Here is a 19,742-nt window from a genome sequence, read left to right as displayed (position 1 = left end):
GCGTGAGGCTAACAGTTGAGAATTCAGACTAGTTGGTATAAGAATCCGGCTTAGCCACGAAATGGCTCGGGCGGCCGTCCTTTTCGACCAGCGTGGCCCCTAGTGCCTCGGCCTGCTGGCGCTTCATGAGCACGTAGTCGTTGTCGCGCAGCAGCACCACGCCGTGCCAGGGCGTGAGCCAGTCGTCGGTGGCGCGCGTGATGCGTAGACCAATCTTGTCGGCGTGCGGGTGCTGCGGATGAATGCTCAGGCGCAGCGCGTGCGGAAACTCCTGGGCCAGCAGCCGCGTCCAGGCATTGCTGCGCCGAATTACCTCGTAGGCCACGGCCTTGCTTTCCTCCTTCACCCGATTTTTGCTTTTTTCGGGGGCTAGCACCAGGCCGTCTTCTACCATAAAGCGGTGAATGCCATTGAACATGGCTTGGTGGTGCGGCGCGGCGCGCACCCGGGCCTGCAGCTCGGCCAGCGGCTCGCCATACTCGGCCGTGATGGCGGCGCGGGCCTCATCAAACGAGGTAGTGGCCAGCAAGTCTTCGAGGTTGACCACCGACAAATCGCGGGTGTCGAGCCGGGCAATCAGCTCCTTCAGCACGTCGTTGTAGGCCGATACCTGGGCATCGCTCACCTGCACGAGGTCGGCAAAAATGCGGCCGTCGGCGCAGATGATGAGTTGCGCGCCCGGCGCGTACACCTGCCGGATGTCGTCGCACAGACTTTGCAAAAACGTGAGCGCAATTTCTTCGCCCAGGTCGGGCAGCTCGCCCAGCACCTTCTGGCGGTTGGGCGACTTAGCCGGGAAGGCCGGCAAAATCATCTGCACCGGCAAGCCCTGGCTGATAAAGTATTGCAGCTTGGGCAAGTGCAGCGCCAGGCACTGCGCGCACGGCGCGGTGGCGCAGCTTTCGTGCCCCTCGGCCAGCACCTTGCGGTGCAGCAAAATGAGCTTGAGCACCCGGCGCGCCACGTCAAAATCGACCCCCGGCGCTACCCGAATAAACTGCCCCACCACGGCGCCCACCTGCCCCAGCAGACTAGGGGCAAACAGCGAATCGAGCTGCGGCGTGGCCAGCGCCAGGCCGGCCGCCACCAGTTCCAGGGCATCGCGGGTGGCCTGCCCCCCGGCCGAGCGGTCGAGGAAGCGCAGGCCCAGCACGGCCCAGTGGGCGGCGTACAGGGTTTGCACCAGCTGCGGCTGCACGGCGGCGGGCGGCGCATCGGTAGCGCCGGCCACCACGGCCTCAAACAGGGCTAGCCCGCGCAGGCGAATATTTTCGGTCTCCGGGCTGAGCACGCCGGCGGGGGCTTCCTCATCGAGCAGGGTGGCCAGGAGGGCGCGCAGCGTGCGGCGATGCGGCTCCAGCAGGCGCAGCTTTAGCAGCACAAGCTCCTGAAAGCGCAGCGCCAGCGGGCCGGCGCTCAAGTCCTGCACGTGCGCCTCCAGTTCGTCGTGCACGCGCTGGTAGAGGCCGAGCACGAAGTCGTTTTTCGAGCCGAAATAGCGGTACACCTCGCTCAGCGGCTCCTGGCTGGCCGCCGCAATATCAACCACGCTTACCTGGCTAAAGCCTTGGTGTTCGAATAGATGCAGGCCGATATCGAGTAGCGTGCGGCGAGTGGCCAGGGCGCCGGCCGCCGATAAAGAAGAGGAAGACGACATGAGTGCCAGCTTAGGCCGATGAGGCCGCCACGGCTAGCCTCCTAGTCGCGCAAACTCCTCAACAGATGAGCTACAAAGCTACCCTGCCGGGTGGGTTTGCTCGAGCCCGCCCAGCAGCACCGTGATAATATTATTCTCCAGCTCCTGGGCCGTGAGGCCGCGGCCCGGCCGGTACCACAGCTCGACCCAGCGCACCGCCGACAGCACCGTGAACAGCGCCACCGAGGCATTTACCGGCCGAAACTCACCCGCCGCGATGCCGGCCTCGATGAGGGCCGCGAAGCCGCGCTCGTAGGTTTTGCGGGCCTGCTTAAACTCGGTGAGGCGCGGCTCGGGCAGGTATTTCCAGTCGTGGTTGGCCACCGATACGGCCGCGCCATCCTCCACCATCAGCCGGATGTGCAGGCGTACCAGCGCCTTTATCTTATCGCTGTAGGGGCTAGCCGTGTGCTCTATGTCGTGCAGCTGCGAGATGTACGTGTCCGAAATCCGGAAGCAGATGGTATCCAGCAGCTCATCTTTCGACTTGATGTGGTTGTACATGCTCGCCGCTTCCATGCCCACCTGCCCGGCCAGGTCGCGCATGGAGGTGCCGCTGTAGCCCCGGTCTTTAAATAGCTTGGCAGCTTCGGCCAGAATAAGCTCGCGCTTGGCCGATTTCTTCGTTTTGAGCATGGGTGGGGAAGGAGGGGCTAGTGTAGCAAAGTTACCCGCCGCCGCACCGGCTAACAACTGTTTGTTATACGTTGTCGGGCGTGCGCGGGTCTTCGCCGCTCACCATGCGCGATACCAAACCGCGGTCGTCGTTGATGTCGGCCCACACCACGCCCACCACATGCAGCACAATGTAGCCGATTATCAAGTACATCGTCACGTTGTGAATCTCCTCAGCGGTGTGCTCGATACTGTGCAAAAACGGCACGCTGTCGGCAAAAACCAGGGCTAGCCCCGTCACCACCATTATCGTAATAAACAAGTAGAATGCCGCGTAAGTGAGCTTGGCCAGCAGCACGTGGCGGGCGTCGGCGTGCTCGGCCGGGGCGGCCAGCTTGTAGCGCCGGGCGGCGGCCATGAGGCGCGCGCCAAAGCGCCGGCCGGCCGGGTCGAGGGCCTGCATCACCGTCCAAAACAGCCAAAAGGCTGCCAGCGCCACGCCCATCCAAATGTGCCACTGCCAAATGCGCTCGCTGATAACGTGCGCTACGGCCCGCCCCTGCTGCTCGGTAATCGTGCCGCCCCCCTTGCTGATGGCCTGCTGAAACTCGGGCACCGCGTGCTTGGCGTTCACGATAACCTTCTGAAACAGAATGGTAAGTAGTTGGCCTGATACCAGGGCAGCATTTACCCAGTGCCAAATGCGCATGGGCACCGAGTAGTCGTGGGTAGCAGTAGCGGGCGGTACGGTCTGGGCTTGCATTAAAAAGAAATTAAAGTGCAGTCTACAGACGCAAGACTACTGACCGAGGTTACCGGGTTGCCGTTTCCGCGGCCTCCAGCACTGGGGCCAGCGTGCGGCCGGGGTAGGCTAGCAGCGCGTGCTCCAGGCAGGTGAGGGCCGCGTCGAGGTCGTGCAGGTTCAGGATGTAGGCTAGCCGCACCTGCTGGCGGCCCAGGTCGGGAGTCTGGTAAAAGCCATTGGCCGGCGAGAGCATCAGCGTTTGGTTTTCGTACTCAAAATCCGTGAGCAGCCACTCGCCAAAGCGCTCGGCATCGTCTACGGGCAGGTGGGCCATCACGTAGAAGGCGCCGCCTGGCACCGGGCACTGCACGCCCGGCATGGCTTGCAGCCGGCGCACGGCGAGGTCGCGCCGGGCCTGGTACTCGGCGCGGTTTTCGTCGAAATAGCTTTCGGGCAGGGCCACGGCGGCTTCGCCCAGCAGCATACCCAGGCCGGGCGGACTAATGCGCATTTGGGCAAAGTGGAACGCCGCTTGAAACACTTCTTTGTTGCGCGTCACGAGCGAGCCTACCCGCGCTCCGCAGGCGCTGTAGCGTTTCGAAATGGTATCGAGCACCACCACGTATTCTTCCCCGCCGGCCAGGTTAAGCGCACTGATAGAGCGGGCACCATCGTAACAATACTCGCGGTAGGCCTCATCCGAAAGCAGGTACAGCTGGTGGCGCTGGCAGAGGGCTAGCAGGTCATCCAGCTCGCGCCGGGTGTACACGTGGCCGGTCGGGTTGCTGGGGTTGCACAGCAGAATGGCCTTGGTGCGGGGCGTGATAACGGCTTCAAAATCAGCCAGTGGGGGCAGGGCAAAGCCATCGTCGATGGTGGCCGTCACGGTCACTATTTTCACGCCCGCCGCAATGGCAAAGGCCGTGTAGGTGCCATAAAACGGCTCCGGTATCACTAGCTCATCACCGGGGTTGAGGCAGGTGAGCAGCGCAAACAGAATAGCTTCGCTGCCGGCCGTCGTCACCAGTATCTCCTCCATGTTCACCTCAATGCCCGCGCGGTGGTAGTAGGCCGTCAGCTTCTGGCGGTAGCTGTCGGTGCCCGCGCCGTGGCTGTAGGCCAGCACCCGGATGTCGGCCTGGCGCACCGCCTCAAACATGCTGGGCGGGGTGGCAATGTCGGGCTGGCCAATGTTGAGGTGGTATACCTGGCGCCCCCGCGCCTTGGCCGCCTCCGCAAAAGGGGCCAGCTTGCGAAACGGTGAAACGGGCATCTCCTGCCCACGCTGCGATACGGATAACGACATAATTTATAGCTGGTTGCAGAAAATAGCTAAGAAAAAGTCCCAGCCGAAATATCGGCCGGGACTTTTCCAGAAGCAGTAGGTTTAGCTGTTGCGCTTGTCCAATTCGTCCCGAATTTTGGCCGCTTTTTCGTAGTCTTCTTTTTCCACCGCCTGCGCCAGCATTTTGGTCAGCTCATCGAGCGAAACCTGCCCGCTGGGTTCGCGGGGCTCGGCCGGCTGGGGCGCCGGGCGCGGGTTGTCGTCATCGTCCTCATCCTCGTCGGTGTCGTCCTCATCCTCATCTTCGCTAGCCTCGTCGAGGTCCGAGAGGATGATGCCGGCTTCGCTAAGCACGCTTTCAACCGTGAAAATGGGCACCCCAAAACGCAGGCCAATGGCAATGGCATCGGAAGGCCGGGCATCAATCTCAAACGTGGTGGCCCCGTCGGAACACACGATGCGCGAGTAAAATACGCCTTCCTTTAGGTCGGAGATAACTACTTCAATAATAGTAACATGTACGTGCTCGGCAAAGGCCTTGAACAAGTCGTGCGTGAGGGGCCGGTTGGGGCTGATTTTTTCAATCTGGATGGCGATGCTCTGGGCCTCAAACATACCGATGATAATCGGCAGGCGGCGATTGCCGTGCTTCTCGCCCAGGATAAGGGCGAAGGAGCCGGACTGCGACTGCGAGGAAGACAGGCCCAGAATTTCGAGGGGAATTTTTTTCAAGGGTCGCGGGGACGGTTAAGTCCAGGAAACTGGTACGGAGGTTCTGTACGACAAATTAAGCAACGATGGCCGGAACGGCGCGCCTCAAAGCCGGGAATTTACCCTAAAACAGAAAAATAAAGAACGTCATGCTGAGCTTGCCGAAGCATCTTGCTCACGCCGCTAGGCTACTAACCTGACGATTCGGGCAAGATGCTTCAGCAAGCTCAGTATGACGTTCTACAAAGGGAGAGGCTAAAGGCCAGTGCCAAGCCTAGCCCAATTCTTTCACGGCGGCCGTCAGCTTGGGCAGCACCTCAAACACGTCGCCCACGATGCCATAGTCGGCCGCTTTAAAGAAGGGTGCTTCGGGGTCCTTATTAATGACCACAATCACTTTCGACGAGTTGACGCCGGCCAGGTGCTGAATGGCGCCCGAAATGCCGCAGGCAATGTACAGGTTGGGCGATACCGTGATGCCCGTCTGGCCCACGTGCTCGTGGTGGGGGCGCCAGTCTACATCGCTCACCGGCTTCGAGCAGGCCGTGGCGGCCCCTAGTGCCTTGGCCAGGTCCTCGATGAGGTGCCAGTTTTCGGGGCCCTTCATGCCGCGGCCGCCGCTTACTACCAGCGAGGCTTCGGGCAGCAGAATGCCGCCGGCCTGGTCCTGCATCACTACCTGCTTGGGCGCGTCGGCAAAGTCGGTGTCCGTTAGCTGGGCCGCGAAGGCCACTACTTCGGCCGTTTTGCCGGCCGCGTGCTGGGCTTCGATGGAGTTCTTTTTGACAGCGATAATCTTGCGGTCGCCCTTCAGCACCACGTCCGAAAACGCCTTGCCCGAGAAGGCCCCGCGCTTCACCGTAAATTGGCCGCCGTCGGTTTTGGGCAGCTCCACCACGTTGGTGGCTAGCGAGGCCTGCAGCCGAATAGAGAGGCGCGAACCTACGGCCGCCCCGATGTTGCTGTTAGCCAGCACAATTGCCTTGGCATCCTCTTGCTGAGCCGCTGCGGCAATGAGCTTGGTATACGCATTGTTTACGAAGTCTTTCAGGCGCGGCTCCTTGTCGTAGAGCACCTTCGCGATGCCCTGCTCGCCGAGCTTGGCAAGGCTGGCGTCGGTGGCTTCGCCCACGGCAATGGCCGTGGCGCTGGTGCCTAGCTGCGCGGCAAGCTGCGCACCATAGGTAGCCACTTCGAGCGAAGACTTTTTCACTTCGCCCTTATCGCATTCAACTACTACTAAAACTGACATCTCTTGGGAGTTATGAGTTAAAAACGTTTGTCCTTGCGAGGAGGAACGACGAAGCAATCGCACTTGAACGGCCCGTCTTGATGCGATTGCTTCGTCGTTCCTCCTCGCAATGACAGGCTTTATTGGTGTTTAGATAACCTTTGCTTCGTTGCGCAGCAGCTTAATCAGCTCGCCGGCGTTGGCGGCGTCGATGAGCTTCACACCCTGCTTCTTAGGGGGCAGCGCGTACTCATTTACCTGGGTGCGGGGCGCGTCGCCGGTGGCGGGCACTACTTTTAGGGGCTTGGTGCGGGCCGTCATAATGCCGCGCATGTTGGGGATGCGGGGCTCGCACATGGGCTGCTGGCACGAAGCCACGAAGGGCGCACTTACCTGCACGATTTCCTTGCCACCTTCGATTTCGCGCTCTAGCGTAGCGGTGTTGCCGCTCATATCCAGCTTCATAGCGGGCGCTACGGTTGGGATGCCGAGCAGCTCGCCCACCATGCCGTGCACCTGAAAGCCGTTGTAATCAATGCTTTCCTTGCCCATCAAAATCACGTCGTAGCCGCCTTCCTTGGCGATGGCCGCAATCTGCTCGGCCACGAAGAAGGCATCGGTCGGGGCGGCATTTACCCGGATGGCGTCATCGGCGCCAATGGCCAGCGCTTTACGGATATTGGGCTCCGTATCGGCCTCGCCCACGTTGAGCACCGTGACGGTGCTGCCGGCGTTGGCTTCTTTCAGCTCGATGGCGCGGGTGAGGGCGTATTCGTCCCAGGGGTTAATCACGAACTGCACCCCGGCCTTGTTAAACTCCTTATTATCGGGCGTAAAGGTGATTTTGGTGGTCGTGTCGGGCACGTTAGAGATGCAAACCAGAAACTTCATCTAAGCAAGGTTAGGGTGAGAAGACAGTGCAAAAGTAGTCGGCTTGCATAACAGTTGCCAAGCCAAAAAAGGTCTTTCGACCTGTGGATAAACCAGAATGCGGCGCGGGGGTCGCAATTTCGTCCCAAAGATAGTTAAAACTCCTGCCCATGACTGCCCCCAGCCGCTTACAACAGTTGTTAGCTTTTTACGAAGCCGACCCTACCGACGCCTTCACTATTTATGCCCTGGCCACCGAGTACCGGGCTAGCGAGCCCCTGCGTGCCTGGGAATACTACGAGAAACTCCTCGCCGAGCACCCCGACTACGTGGGCACCTACTACCACGCCGGCAAGCTACTCGAAGGCTTCGGCAAGAAAGACGAGGCTGAGCAAGTATACCGCAAGGGCTTGATAGTAAGCCGAAAGGCTGGCCAGCTGCACGCCGCCAGCGAAATTCAGCAGGCCTTGAACAGCTGCCTGGGCCTCGACTACGAGGACGAGTAAGCGGCGTCGGCGCTAGCCCCTAGCGCTTAAGGTCGGCCAGCACTTTGCCATAGAAGCGGCCGGGTGGGCTGCTTTTCAGGTCGGGGCTGAAGGCCTCGTAAAGCGGGCCTTCCACCGCGTAGCGGGGCGCCTCTAGCATGCGCAGCTGCCCTAGCTGCTCCAGGCTGGCCCAGGCAGTAGGGTTGGCTTTGATGAAGGCCCGGGCCGTTTGCACGTATTCTGCCTCCAGCGCGGCCGAGGCCTCCTTGGTATGAGCCGTTTTGAAGCGGGCAGCAAAGGGGCGCAAGGCAGCGTTTAGCCGCTGCGAGGCCGCGAGCTGCGGGCCGCCTAGGAGACGGGCTTTTGATAAGGAATCGGGGCTAGCCACGGTCACCGGCTCGGGGCTAATAAAGAGCGATAGGCGCTCGGGCGAGGTGCGGGCGTACATGCCGTTGCGCATCCCCTCGCGCAGGTGGCCCTGACGCTCCAGCACCAGCTCGGCCGAGTGCGGCCAGCCATTCGAGCCCCGCAGCTCAAACTGGCCATTTTTCAGCACAGCCGAGTCCAGCACCTGCGGGCCGTAGACCAGGTAGATTTTGGCCGGCGCGTTTAAGTGCCCAACCTGACCTTTTACTACGTAAAGTGGGTTGGGCTGGGCGCTGGCCAGGCCCGGCGCAAGTAGCAGAAAGCCAAGTAAGTGCTTTTTCATGGGGCAACAAGGGTTACTGAGCGGAATAGCTAAACGGCAATAGTACGTAGTATAGTATGCCGCGGCAAGCGGCGCAGCAGCGTGGCCGGCGCCGTTACTTTGCAGCGTATGGCTACTAAAATTTTACTGGTTGAAGACGAGCCTAAGGTATCGGCCTTCATCCGGCGCGGACTGGAGGAGGAAGGCTACGAGGTAGAAGTGGCCTACGATGGCACCTTCGGCCAGCGGCTGGCCCTTGGCCACGAGTTCGACCTGCTGATTCTGGACGTGATTTTGCCCGGCCAAAGCGGGCTGGAGGTGCTGAAAGCCGTGCGCGCCCAGGACCAGGAGCTGCCTGTGCTGATGCTCACGGCCTTGGGCACCACCCAGGACAAGCTGCTGGGTTTCGACGGTGGGGCCGACGACTACCTCGTGAAGCCCTTCGACTTTGTGGAGCTGCTGGCCCGGGTGCGCGCCCTCACGCGCCGCCGCGACCGCCGCTCGGCCAAAGGCAACCAGTTGACCCTAGCCGACCTGACGGTGGACACGGCTGCCAAAACCGTAGTGCGCGCCGGCCAGCCCATCAAGCTCACCGCCCGCGAATTCAACCTGCTGGAGCTGCTGCTGCGCCACCAGGGCCGCGTGCTGAGCCGGGGCGAAATAGCCGAGCACACCTGGGAAGAGTCGTTCGACACGGGCTCCAACGTGATTGATGTGTACGTGAACTACCTGCGCAATAAGGTGGATAAGGGGTTTGCTAAAAAGCTGATTCATACCGTAGTAGGTATGGGCTACGTGCTCCGGGAAGAATAGAAAAGGCTCTGTCGTTCCCGCTATGCTTACCGCGCCCCGCTATTCCTTTCTGTACCGCGTCACGATTCGCAACCGCCTGACCTGGCTATTCGTGGGCGTGGTGGCCGTGCTGCTGTTTGGGGTGCTGGCCCTGGTATTTGTGCTGCAAGTAACTTCTTCGCAGCGCGAGTTTCGGCAGCGGCTGCGCGAGCGGGCGCAGGTGACGGGCTACATCTACCTCGAAAAGGACGAAATGCGGGCCAGCGCCTTCCGGGACTTCGAGAAAAAATACCTCCAGGCCCTCAGCAATGAGATTTTGCAGGTCTACGACGCCACCGGCCGGGTGCGCTTTGTGGCCGAGGATGAGCGCGTGCGCCTGCCCGATGCCATTCTGGCGCGCATCGTCACCAGTAAGGAGTATTATTTCCAGCTAGGCCAGCGGCAGGCAGTGGGGCTGTTTTACCAGGATAACCAGGGCGACTACATCATTGTGGCGGCGGCCGAAAACGTGTATGGCAAGCATCGGCTGCAAAGCCTGGCCACCATTATGGGGGTAATTTTTGTGGTGAGCCTGGGCGTGATTTTCTTCCTGGGCCGGGGCTTTGCAGGGCGGGCGCTAGCCCCCATCGCGGCCCTCAACGACCAGGTAGACCGCATCACGGCCCAGGACCTGCACCAGCGCGTGAACGAGGGCCGCCTGCGCGCCAGCGAGCGCGACGACCTCACGCGCCTGGCCCGCACCTTCAACCGCCTGCTGGAGCGGCTCGAAGCCAGCTTTGAGGGCCAGCGCACGTTTGTGCGCAATGCCTCGCACGAGCTGCGCACGCCGCTTACCTCCAGCATCGGCGAACTACAGGTGCTGCTGGCCCGCGAGCGCTCGCCCGAGGCCTACCGCGAGGGGGCGGCCTCGGTGCTGGGCGAGTTGCAGCAGCTCAAAACACTGATTAACAACCTGCTGGACCTGGCCCAGGCCGAAGGCTCGGTGGCCCTCACCGAGGAAGTGCGCCTCGACGAGCTGCTGTGGGAAGTGCGCGAGGGCGTGGCCCCCGCCCAGCGCGCGCGGGTGCAGGTGGACCTTGGTGACCTGGCCGAGCTGCCCGCCGACCCGGCTGCCTTCGTCGTTATGGGGCACCGCGGCCTGCTAACGCGGGCACTGGGCAACCTCGTGGATAACGCCCTCAAATACTCGGCCCCCGACCAGCGGGTGTTCCTGAGCCTGCGCTGCCAGGCTAGCGGGGGCTGCGTGGTGCGCGTGGCCGATGCCGGCGTCGGCATTGCCCCCGATGACTTGGGGCAGGTGTTTCAGCCGTTTTTCCGGTCGGCGGCGGTGCGCGGGGTGGTGGGGCACGGGGTGGGGCTGCCGCTGGCCCAGCGCATTGCGGCGCTGCACGGCGGCACGCTCACGCTGCGCTCGGAGCCGGGCCGGGGCACGGTAGCCGAACTCACGTTTGGCGGGCCGGATTTTGGGGGGTGAGCGGAGAAAAAGGGAAGTTTTTTCAAAAAATTCATCTTTCTAATTCGTCTTTAATTTAGCTCTAATAAGGGCCTAATGTGGGTAGGAGAGCTTTGCAGCATCCTTTCACAACCGCCTAGTGCCAGCCGCCACGCAGCCTGCTGCGGCGCGGCGGCTGGCCGGCGGTGCCCTCGTTATGCGCTTCCCAACATCTGCTTTCCGAACCCTGGCCACGGCCGGGGGACTGAGTTTGACTACGCTGGCGGGCTGGGCCCAGATGCCGCTGCCCAATGTAGCCCGCCCCGCTACCGGCGCGCCGCTGCCAGCTACCCCCGCCCCGGCTACCGCGCCTGCCACCACCACCGGCCAGGCCCCGGGCCAGCAGCGCGGCACCACGCCCGCCCAGCTGCCCGGCCAGCCCACGGCCACCCCTACGTTTGGCCAGCCCGGCGCGCCGCTTACCAGCCCCGGCGGAGCCCTGAGCCCCGGCAACGGGGCTAGCCCGGCTGCTGGCGGCGCAAATGCCGGAGCCACCCCGGGCGCGGGCACTGCCGCCGCCGGCGCCGCTACCGGCACCGCTTTCAGCCAGTATCCGGTGGCAGTGGGTGCCCCGGCCGGCGCGGCGGCCCTCACCACGCCCACCGATACGCTGCGCCTCACGCTCGACCAGGCGCAGGCGCGCTTTATGCAGGCCAACTTTCAGCTGCTGGCCCAGCATTTTAACATCGACGTGGCCAATGCGGCCATCCGGCAGGCGCTGCTGCGCGACAATCCCAACCTCCAGATGGAGGTAAACGCCTATAATCCAAACACCAGGGCGTTTTTCCCGCTCGGCACCCAAACCGACCCCGCCAACCCCACGGGCGGCACCTTTGTGGCCCAGATTCAGCAGCTTATCGACATTTCGGGGCGGCGCTCGAAGCTGGTGCAGCTGTCGCGCACGGGCGTGGCGGTGCAGCAGGCGGCGTTTGAGGACCTGCTGCGGCAAGCCCGCTTTCAGCTGGTGCAATCCTTCTACAACGTGGCGGCCGAGCGGCGCAAGCTCAGCTTCACCGAGCAGGAGCGCACCCAGCTGGGCCGCCTGCTAGCCGCCTACCGCGAGCGCCTGCGGCTAGGGGTGGTGGCCTCGTATGAGGTAACACGCTTAGAGCTGGAGCAGCAGAGCCTGGAGCGCGACCGCGCCGATTTGCTCAACCAGCTCACCCAGGACCAGGCTACGCTGCGCGTGCTGCTGGCCGCGCCGGGCAGCGTGTTCGTGGCGCCCGAGGGCGTCGAGTTTCTGCCTGCCGCGCCGGCCAGCGTGCCCGCCCTGGCCGACCTCGAAACCCAGGCCTTTGCCCTGCGGCCCGACTTGCGCGCCGCTACGCAGCAAACCGCTTACACCGAGCAAAACCTGGCCGTGCAGCGCTCGCTGGCCGTGCCCAAGCTGATGGTAGGCGCCGACTACGCCAGCCAGGGCAACACCTACGTGCACTACTTCGGCCTGCAAACGGCCATTGATATGCCGGTTTTCAACCGCAACCAGGGCAACATTCAGGCGGCTAAAATCGGGATTCAGCAGTCGGGCTACGCCCTGAACGGCGTGCACCTGCAAGTAGAGCAGGACGTGGCCGGGGCCTACGAGCAGCTGCAACGCGCCATTGCGCTGCGCCGCAGCATTACGCCCGATTACCTGGCCCGCACCGCCAACGTGAGCCGCGACGCCGTGGCCGACTACAACCGCCGCCTCATCGACCTGGTGAGCTTCATCGACAAGTTCCGGGCCTATAAGGAGGCCCAGCTAGGCCTGATTGACATCAGCAGCCGCCTGCTGCAAAGCGAGCAGCAACTCAACTTCGCCACCAACGCCAAAGTGTTTTAATTAACTGAGAATAAGAGCGCTGGTCATTGCGAGCGCAGCGAAGCAATCGCACCTGTACGACACCCGAACAGCTCGTTCTGGTGCGATTGCTTCGCAGGCTCGCAATGACCGGCGGCTGGTTATTCTTTATTCACTCCCAATGAAGTCTTTCCCCAAAACGCCCTTTCGCTTACTGGTTGCGGCTATGCTGGCGGCCCCGGTTGTGAGCCTGACCGCCTGCGGCGGTGACAAGAAAAACGAGCTGCCCACTAATACCAAAGACACCGAATCGACCTACCGCACCGACACCGTGAAGAGCCGCAACCTGGCCCAGGACCTGCGCTTTACGGGCAAGGTGAGCTACGACCAGCGCCGCGTCGACCAGGTGTTTCCGGTGGTATCGGGCAATGTGCTGGCCGTGAACGCCGCCCTCGGCCAGCACGTGAGCCAGGGCCAGGCCCTGGCCACCGTGCAGAGCGCCGACGTGAGCGGCTACCTCAACGACTTTAACGCGGCCAAGAGCGACTACGCCCTGGCCAAGCGCACGGCCGACAACACCGAGCAGCTCTATAAAACCAACTTTGCTTCGCAGCAGGACCTCATTGCGGCGCGGGAGGGGCTAGCCAAGGCGCAGTCGTCCCTCAACCGTACCCAGCAGGTACTCAAGCTGTACGGGGCGGGCACGGGCAGCACGGCCCAGCCCGTGTACCAGGTGAAGGCGCCGGTGAGCGGCTATGTGGTGGCCCGCAACATCAACCCCAACATGCAGCTGCGGCCCGACAACTCAACGCCGCTCTTTACCATCTCCGACCTGAGCCGGGTCTGGATTCTAGTGAACGTGTACGAAACCGACGTGGAGGATGTCAAGGTAGGGGAGCAGGTGACTATCAGCGCGCTAGCCTACCCCGACAAGCAGTTTACGGGCACCATCACCAACATTTCCAACGTGGTGGATGCCGATACCCGCGTGCTGCAAGCCCGCGTGGAGCTGCCCAACCCCGACGGCCTGCTCAAGCCCGACATGTTTTGCACCGTGAGCCTGCACCTCGAAGACTCCGGCCAGGGGCTAGCCGTCAATCCCAAGTCGGTGATTTTCAGCCAGGATAAGTACTTCGTGGTGAAGCAGGACGGCCCCGGCAAGTACCGCGTGGTGCCCGTGAAAGTGGTGCGCACCACCTCGCAGTACAGCTACGTGACGGGCGACCTCAAGAACGGCGACCAAGTAGTGACCGAGGGTAGCCTGCTGCTTTTCAACGATTTGACGGATTAAGGTCGTAGCCCTACCCCCGGCCCCTCCCCTGCGGGGGAGGGGAGCCTGACGTTAGCCATCGTTGCGAACGATTGGCCCCCCTCTCCCGCAGGGGAGGGGCCGGGGGTGGGGCGACCACAACTGCTTAGCCATGAACAAATTCATCAAAGGCCTCATCGGTTTCTCGCTGCGGCACCCCTACGTCGTGTTCTTCATTACTGCCCTGGTGGTGGTGGCGGGCGCGGTGAGCTTTTACTACACGCCCGTGGAGGCGTACCCCGATGTCACGAACACCGAAGTCGTTATCATCACGCAGTGGCCCGGCCGCTCGGCCGAGGAGGTGGAGCGCTTCATCTCCATCCCGATTGAGACGGAGATGAACTCGATAAGCCGCAAAACGGTGATTCGCAGCATCAACCTCTTCGGGCTGTCGTTCATTAAAATTGTGTTTGAGGATGGCACCGACAACTTCAACGCCCGCATGGAGGCGGCCCAGAAGCTGGCCAACGTGAACCTGCCCGAGGGCGTGGACCCCGAAGTGCAGCCGCCCACCGGCCCCACCGGCGAAATCTACCGCTTCACGCTCACCTCCAAAACCAAGTCGGCCACCGAGCTTAAAACCCTGGAAGACTGGGTGATTGAGAAGAACCTGAAGGCCGTGCCCGGCGTGGGCGACGTGGTGAGCTTCGGTGGCAAGGTGAAGACCTACGAGGTGGCCGTGACGCCCCCGCTGCTTGCCAAGTACGGCCTCACGGCCCTCGACGTGTACCAGGCCCTGCAACGCGCCAACGTGAACGTGGGCGGCGACATCGTGCGCGAAGGCCAGCAGGCGTTTGTGGTACGCGGCATCGGCATCGTGAAAAACGTGGCTGATATTGAGAAGATTATCATCAAGAACGTGAACGGCGTGCCGGTGCTGGTGCGCAACATCGCCAACGTGCAGACCTCCAACCTGCCGCAGCTCGGCATCGTGGGCCGCGACGACCACGACGACGTGGTGGAGGGCATCGTGCTCATGCGCAAGGGCGAAAACCCTGGCGCCGTGCTGCCGCTGCTGGAGCAAAAGGTTGACTACCTGAACAATACCGTGCTGCCCGGCGACGTGAAAATCAAGGTCTTCTACGACCGCACCGAACTGAACGAGCACACCCTGCACACGGTAGGGGAGAACGTGATAATGGGTATAACCCTGGTAACCATTGTCTTGCTCATCTTTCTGGCTGACTGGCGCACGACGGTAACCGTGGCCATGGTCATTCCGCTAGCCCTGCTCTTCGCCTTCATCCTGATGCGCTGGAAGGGCATGACGGCCAACCTGTTGAGTATCGGCGCCATCGACTTTGGCATCATCATCGACGGGGCCGTGGTGATGGTGGAAGGGCTCTTCGTGATGCTGGCCCACTGGGCCGAGCACGAGGGAATGGAAAACTTCAACAAGCGCGCCAAGCTGAGCAAGATTCTGCACACGGGCACCGAGATGGGCAAGTCCATCTTCACGTCCAAGCTCATCATTGTCACGGCCTTGATTCCGATTTTCTCGTTCCAGAAAGTGGAAGGGAAGCTGTTTTCGCCGCTGGCCTTCACGCTGGGCTTTGCGCTGCTGGGAGCGCTGCTGCTGGCCCTCACGCTGGTGCCGGTGCTTTCCAGCATCCTGCTGAAGAAAAATGTGCGCGAGCGCCATAACCCGCTCATCGAATTCCTGAACCGCAACTACGCGCCCTTGCTCGACAAGGTGATGAACAACCCGCGCCGGGCCATGGGTGGCGCGGTGGTGGCGCTGGCGCTGGGCATCGGGGCGTTTCACTTCGTGGGCACCGAGTTTTTGCCGCACCTTAACGAGGGCAGTATTTACGTGCGGGCTTCGATGCCGCTGAGCATCAGCCTGGAAGACTCGTACCACTTCACCAAGCAGTTTCGGCAGGACTTCGAGCAGTTTCCCGAAGTGCGCGGCGTGATTTCGCAGACCGGGCGCCCCAACGACGGCACCGATGCCACGGGCTTCTTCAACCAGGAGTTTTTCGTGGACCTCTACCCGGCCGACCAGTGGAAGCGGAAAATCACGAAGGATGAGCTAATTGCCGAGATGCAGGCCAAGCTAGCCCACTACCGCGGCGTGGATTTCAACTTCTCGCAGCCCATCAGCGACAACGTGGAGGAGGCCGTATCGGGCGTGAAGGGCTCGATGGCTGTAAAAATTACCGGCGACGACCTCAACTTCCTCGATAAAAAGGCCGATGAGGTGTATGCCCAGCTCAAAAAAGTGAAGGGCATTGAAGACCTCGGCATTTTCCGCAACCTGGGCCAGCCCGAGCTGCACATCACCCTCGACCCCGACAAGATGGCCCAGTTTGGGGTGGATGCTGCCGACGCCAACGCCGTGATTGAGATGGCCATCGGCGGCAAGGCCGTGAGCCAGGTGTTTGAGGGCGAGCGCAAGTTTGACCTGCGCCTGCGCTACGACCAGCCCTACCGCTCGACGCCCGACGAAATCGGCGACCTCACCGTGCCCACCCTTGCTGGCGGCAAGGTGAAGCTCCAGGAAATCGCGACCATCGGCAACGTGGCCGGCCCGGCCTTCATCTACCGCGAAAACAACTCGCGCTTCATCGCCATCAAGTTTTCGGTGCGGGGCCGCGACATGGGCAGCACCATTGCCGAGGCCCAGGCCCTGGTGAAGAAAAACGTGGCCCTGCCCAAAGGCTACAGCGCCCAGTGGAACGGCGAGTTTGAAAACCAGGAGCGGGCCCAGCGCCAGCTGTCTATCGTGGTGCCTATCAGCATCCTGGCTATTTTCTTCATCCTGTTTATCTCCTTCGGCAACGCCCTGGATTCGGTGCTGGTGCTGCTCAACGTGCCGTTTGCCCTCATCGGCGGCATTGCGGCGCTGCTGCTCACCGGGGTCAATTTTTCCATCTCGGCCGGCGTGGGCTTCATCGCCCTTTTTGGGGTAGCCACGCAGGACGGCGTAATTCTGGTCAATAAATTCCGGCAGAACATGCGCGATGGGATGCCGCTGGTGCAGGCCATCAAGGACGGGGCCCGCTCGCGGCTGCGCCCGGTGGTGATGACGGCCCTCATGGCCTCGCTGGGCCTGCTGCCGGCCGCCGTGAGCCACGGCATCGGCTCCGAAACCCAGAAGCCGCTGGCTATCGTCGTGATTGGCGGCCTCATCACGGCTACGCTGCTTTCGCTACTTATTTTGCCCGCCGTGTACGAATGGGTGTACAGCAGCAAGCAAGAGCGCGAACGCCACAAGTAAGTTTGTTGAAATGAAGGTATTAGGGAGCCCCCGGCCAAGCTGGCCGGGGGCTTTTCTTGTGGGCATACGGCTCTTTCTAATGCGTTTCTAATCTGGCTCTAATGTGTTTCTAATCTGTTCTTAATGAGGGTCTAGTGAATGTGTAAAATCAGTGAATGAAGTCCGCTTTCTTCATGTTAGCTTTGCTCAAGTACCCAGCTAGGTTTTAAAGCAAAAAAGTGATTTTACAAAGATTTTTAGGAGCTGCCCAACGTCAGTTGTTGGTCACTCATTCGTTGCTATCGGCGGGCGGCGCTGGCCACTTGGTTCGCCGCGCCGGCCTGTTGCTTGCCGGCCTGAGTCTGGGGCTGGCCGCCCATGCCCAGAAGCCGACCGTAGGCGGCACGCCGCTGCCCGTAGATACTGTCCGCCTGACCCTGCCCGACGCCGAGCAGCGCTTTGTGCAAAACAACCTGCAGGTGCTGGCCCAGCGCTACAACATTACGGCGGCGCAGGCGCTGGCCATTCAGGCGCGCCTCATCGACAACCCCACTATTACGGTGGACCAGAACGTGTTGCAGCAGGCTATTCACAGGCAGGATGCGGTAGGCAACAACCCCGACCTCAACCGCAACCAAGTGGCCATTCAGGCGCAGCAATTGTTTGCGCTGGCCGGGCGGCGGCGGGCGGCGGGCCGCGTGCAGCAGCAGGCTGCCGTGGTCGAAACCTACAACCTCCAAGACCTGGTGCGTAACCTGCGCTTTCAGCTGCGGACGACGTTTTACGACATCTATTTCCGCCAGCAAACGCTACGGGTGTATGATAACGAGATTCCGCAACTGCGCCACACGGTAGACCTTTATCAGGGGCAGTTCGATAAGGGCAATATTGCCCTCAAGGAAGTTATCCGCCTGAAAGCCTTTCTGTTTACGCTGGAAAGCGAGCGGCTGGGCCTCGTTACGGACCAAGCCAACTCGCAGGCCGACCTGCACGTGCTGCTGCGCGACTCGGCCCGCTCGGCCTACTTGCCCGTGGTAGATGGCCGGCGCGTGCGCGACCTGTCGCTAGCCCCGTACCCCGAGCAGCAGCTCACCGACACGGCCCTCGTGCGCCGCGCCGACCTGCTGAGCCGCCGCGCCGAGGTGCAGCGCCAGGAGCTGAACCTGCGCTTGCAGCGCGCCGTGGCCACGCCCGACCTCGCCGTGGGGTACAGCTACGACCGGCTAGGGTCGTACTTCGACAATTACAACTCGATAACGCTGGGCGTGGCAGTGCCGATTTTCAACCGCAACCAGGGCAACATTGCGGCAGCTAAGGCCCAGATTAGCAATGCCCAGGCGCAGGCCCAGCAGCAGCAGCTGGTGGTGCGCCGCGATGTGCACGAGGCTTACCAGGTGGCTTTGCGCCAGGATGAGCTGTACCAGCACACCAGCCGCGACACCACGCCCTTCTCGCGCCTCATCGACAGCATCGAGCAGAGCTACACCAAGCGCCTCATCAGCATTGTGGAATACCTCGATTTTTACGAGGCATACAAAAACAACGTCATCCAGATTAACACCTTGCGCGCCAATCGGATGCGTGCCTTTGAAAGTATTAACCTAGCTACTGGCCGCACGTTTTTCCGGGCCGACTAACTCTTTCTCATCAGCCTTGCCTGGCTAGGCCCCGGCTGCCGGGTTTTGCTTCGCCACTACTTCTATTTCATGAATCGCGCTGCTTATTTTTTGTTGCTAACCTTGGGCCTGGGGGCCTGCTCCAAGTCGCCGTCGGAAACCGATGCGGCTGCGGAAGAAACCAAAACCGCTAAAAAATTCTCGCTTTCTGACCAAACGCTCAAAGAGCTTGCTTTCGATACTGTGCGCCTGGAGCCGGTGCAGAGCGAGCAGTCTTTTTCGGGCCAGGTAACGACCAATGGCGACAAAACCGCCAAGATATTTCCGCTCGTGGGGGGCGTGGTTGAAAAGCTGAATGTGGAGCTTGGCGACCACGTCAGCAAAGGCCAGGTGCTGGCCGTGGTGCGCTCGGGCGAGATTGCCGATGTGCAAAACCAGAATAGCACGGCCGGTACCGACGTGGCCATTGCCCAGAAAAACCTGAGCGTGGCCGAAGACCAGTACAAAGCCGGCCTGGCCGCCGAGCGCGACGTGGTGCTGGCCCGCGAGGAGCTGCGCAAAGCCCAGAGCAACCTGGGCAAAACCGGCAAGCAGCTCGGCATCTACGGGGTGTCGAAAGACGGGCACTACGAGATTAAAGCCCCGATTTCGGGCTTTATCACCGACAAGAACGTGACCCAGGGTATGCAATACAGCACCTCTAACGTGGATGGCGACGGCTTTTTTACCATTGCCGACCTCGACCAGGTGTGGGTGCTGGCCAATGTGTTTGAGTCGGATATCGCGAACGTGAAGCTGGGCTACCAGGCCGACATCACGACGCTCTCTTACCCCGACAAGCACTTTAAAGGGGTGGTAGACAAGGTGTTTAATGTGCTGGACCCCGATAGCAAGGCCTTGAAGGTGCGCATCCGTCTTACCAACCCCGGCTACCTGCTCAAGCCCGAGATGTACGCCCAGGTGCACATCCTTAACACTGAGAAGCAGAAGGAGTTAGCCGTACCGGCTAATTCGGTTATTTTCGATAAGGACCAGCATTTTGTGCTCGTGTACAAGAACCGCACGGAAGTAGATACGCGCCCCGTGGCCGTGACCAAAACGGTGGGCAACGTGAGCTACGTGCGCGGCAACCTGAAAGCGGGGGAGGCCATCGTGACCAAAAACCAACTGCTCGTGTACGACGAGCTGAACGATTAACAACGACGCTTGTGGGTGCGCGCGTAGCGCG

At 61.6% G+C, this 19,742-nt stretch carries 16 protein-coding genes; 8 read left to right on the top strand and 8 right to left on the bottom strand.

Translation table 11 applies throughout. The annotated features are described in order from the left end of the window. Nucleotides 1-28: 28 nt before the first annotated feature. From Q5H89_RS00795 to Q5H89_RS00765, 7 genes are all read right to left on the bottom strand, one after another. Nucleotides 29-1,657 carry an L-tyrosine/L-tryptophan isonitrile synthase family protein gene (locus Q5H89_RS00795; RefSeq protein WP_305017381.1) on the bottom strand — a complete coding sequence of 543 codons (1,629 nt, stop codon included), beginning with the start codon at nucleotides 1,655-1,657 and terminating at the stop codon, nucleotides 29-31. Between the two features lie 78 nt (nucleotides 1,658-1,735). Next, nucleotides 1,736-2,332, bottom strand: a complete 597-nt coding sequence (locus Q5H89_RS00790; protein ID WP_305017380.1) for a TetR/AcrR family transcriptional regulator — start codon at nucleotides 2,330-2,332, stop codon at nucleotides 1,736-1,738. Between the two features lie 64 nt (nucleotides 2,333-2,396). After that, on the bottom strand, nucleotides 2,397-3,074 hold the full coding sequence (locus Q5H89_RS00785; RefSeq protein WP_305017379.1) for a cytochrome b/b6 domain-containing protein: 678 nt from the start codon (nucleotides 3,072-3,074) through the stop codon (nucleotides 2,397-2,399). 49 nt (nucleotides 3,075-3,123) lie between these two features. Next, the gene (locus Q5H89_RS00780; protein ID WP_305017378.1) at nucleotides 3,124-4,362 is read right to left on the bottom strand and encodes a pyridoxal phosphate-dependent aminotransferase; all 1,239 of its coding nucleotides are present in this window, start codon (nucleotides 4,360-4,362) and stop codon (nucleotides 3,124-3,126) included. 81 nt (nucleotides 4,363-4,443) lie between these two features. Continuing rightward, nucleotides 4,444-5,073, bottom strand: a complete 630-nt coding sequence (locus Q5H89_RS00775) for a bifunctional nuclease family protein (RefSeq protein ID WP_305017377.1) — start codon at nucleotides 5,071-5,073, stop codon at nucleotides 4,444-4,446. Nucleotides 5,074-5,326: 253 nt separating this feature from the next. Continuing rightward, on the bottom strand, nucleotides 5,327-6,304 hold the full coding sequence (locus Q5H89_RS00770) for an electron transfer flavoprotein subunit alpha/FixB family protein (RefSeq protein ID WP_305017376.1): 978 nt from the start codon (nucleotides 6,302-6,304) through the stop codon (nucleotides 5,327-5,329). A gap of 129 nt (nucleotides 6,305-6,433) precedes the next feature. Further along, nucleotides 6,434-7,174, bottom strand: a complete 741-nt coding sequence (locus tag Q5H89_RS00765; protein ID WP_305017375.1) for an electron transfer flavoprotein subunit beta/FixA family protein — start codon at nucleotides 7,172-7,174, stop codon at nucleotides 6,434-6,436. Between the two features lie 149 nt (nucleotides 7,175-7,323). Between Q5H89_RS00765 and Q5H89_RS00760 the strand changes: the two genes are divergently transcribed. After that, the gene (locus Q5H89_RS00760; protein ID WP_305017374.1) at nucleotides 7,324-7,659 is read left to right on the top strand and encodes a tetratricopeptide repeat protein; all 336 of its coding nucleotides are present in this window, start codon (nucleotides 7,324-7,326) and stop codon (nucleotides 7,657-7,659) included. Between the two features lie 19 nt (nucleotides 7,660-7,678). Here the strand turns inward: Q5H89_RS00760 and Q5H89_RS00755 are convergent, their stop codons facing one another. Further along, a complete protein-coding gene (locus Q5H89_RS00755; RefSeq protein WP_305017373.1) occupies nucleotides 7,679-8,347 on the bottom strand; it encodes a DUF4369 domain-containing protein in 669 nt (222 codons plus the stop codon). 108 nt (nucleotides 8,348-8,455) lie between these two features. Here Q5H89_RS00755 and Q5H89_RS00750 point away from each other — a divergent pair, with 108 nt between their 5' ends. The 7 genes from Q5H89_RS00750 (at nucleotide 8,456) to Q5H89_RS00720 (ending at nucleotide 19,711) form a co-directional block, all read left to right on the top strand. Next, nucleotides 8,456-9,139, top strand: coding sequence for a response regulator (locus Q5H89_RS00750; protein WP_305017372.1), 684 nt, complete (start codon nucleotides 8,456-8,458; stop codon nucleotides 9,137-9,139). Between the two features lie 22 nt (nucleotides 9,140-9,161). Further along, nucleotides 9,162-10,592: a sensor histidine kinase gene (locus Q5H89_RS00745; RefSeq protein WP_305017371.1), complete on the top strand. Its 1,431-nt coding sequence runs from the start codon at nucleotides 9,162-9,164 to the stop codon at nucleotides 10,590-10,592. Nucleotides 10,593-10,710: 118 nt separating this feature from the next. After that, on the top strand, nucleotides 10,711-12,432 hold the full coding sequence (locus tag Q5H89_RS00740; RefSeq protein WP_305017370.1) for a TolC family protein: 1,722 nt from the start codon (nucleotides 10,711-10,713) through the stop codon (nucleotides 12,430-12,432). A 139-nt stretch (nucleotides 12,433-12,571) separates the two neighbouring features. Next, nucleotides 12,572-13,681 (top strand): efflux RND transporter periplasmic adaptor subunit, encoded by a 1,110-nt coding sequence (locus Q5H89_RS00735; protein ID WP_305017369.1) that lies wholly within the window; start codon nucleotides 12,572-12,574, stop codon nucleotides 13,679-13,681. A 130-nt stretch (nucleotides 13,682-13,811) separates the two neighbouring features. Further along, nucleotides 13,812-16,919 (top strand): efflux RND transporter permease subunit, encoded by a 3,108-nt coding sequence (locus tag Q5H89_RS00730; RefSeq protein ID WP_305017368.1) that lies wholly within the window; start codon nucleotides 13,812-13,814, stop codon nucleotides 16,917-16,919. A 302-nt stretch (nucleotides 16,920-17,221) separates the two neighbouring features. After that, the gene (locus Q5H89_RS00725) at nucleotides 17,222-18,535 is read left to right on the top strand and encodes a TolC family protein (RefSeq protein ID WP_305017367.1); all 1,314 of its coding nucleotides are present in this window, start codon (nucleotides 17,222-17,224) and stop codon (nucleotides 18,533-18,535) included. 69 nt (nucleotides 18,536-18,604) lie between these two features. Next, nucleotides 18,605-19,711 carry an efflux RND transporter periplasmic adaptor subunit gene (locus Q5H89_RS00720; RefSeq protein WP_305017366.1) on the top strand — a complete coding sequence of 369 codons (1,107 nt, stop codon included), beginning with the start codon at nucleotides 18,605-18,607 and terminating at the stop codon, nucleotides 19,709-19,711. Nucleotides 19,712-19,742: the final 31 nt, after the last annotated feature.

The organism is Hymenobacter cheonanensis, assembly GCF_030581075.1.
GTDB lineage: Bacteria > Bacteroidota > Bacteroidia > Cytophagales > Hymenobacteraceae > Hymenobacter.
Note: the sequence above shows the minus strand (reverse complement) of the source record. Positions and strands in the feature narration are given on the sequence as shown.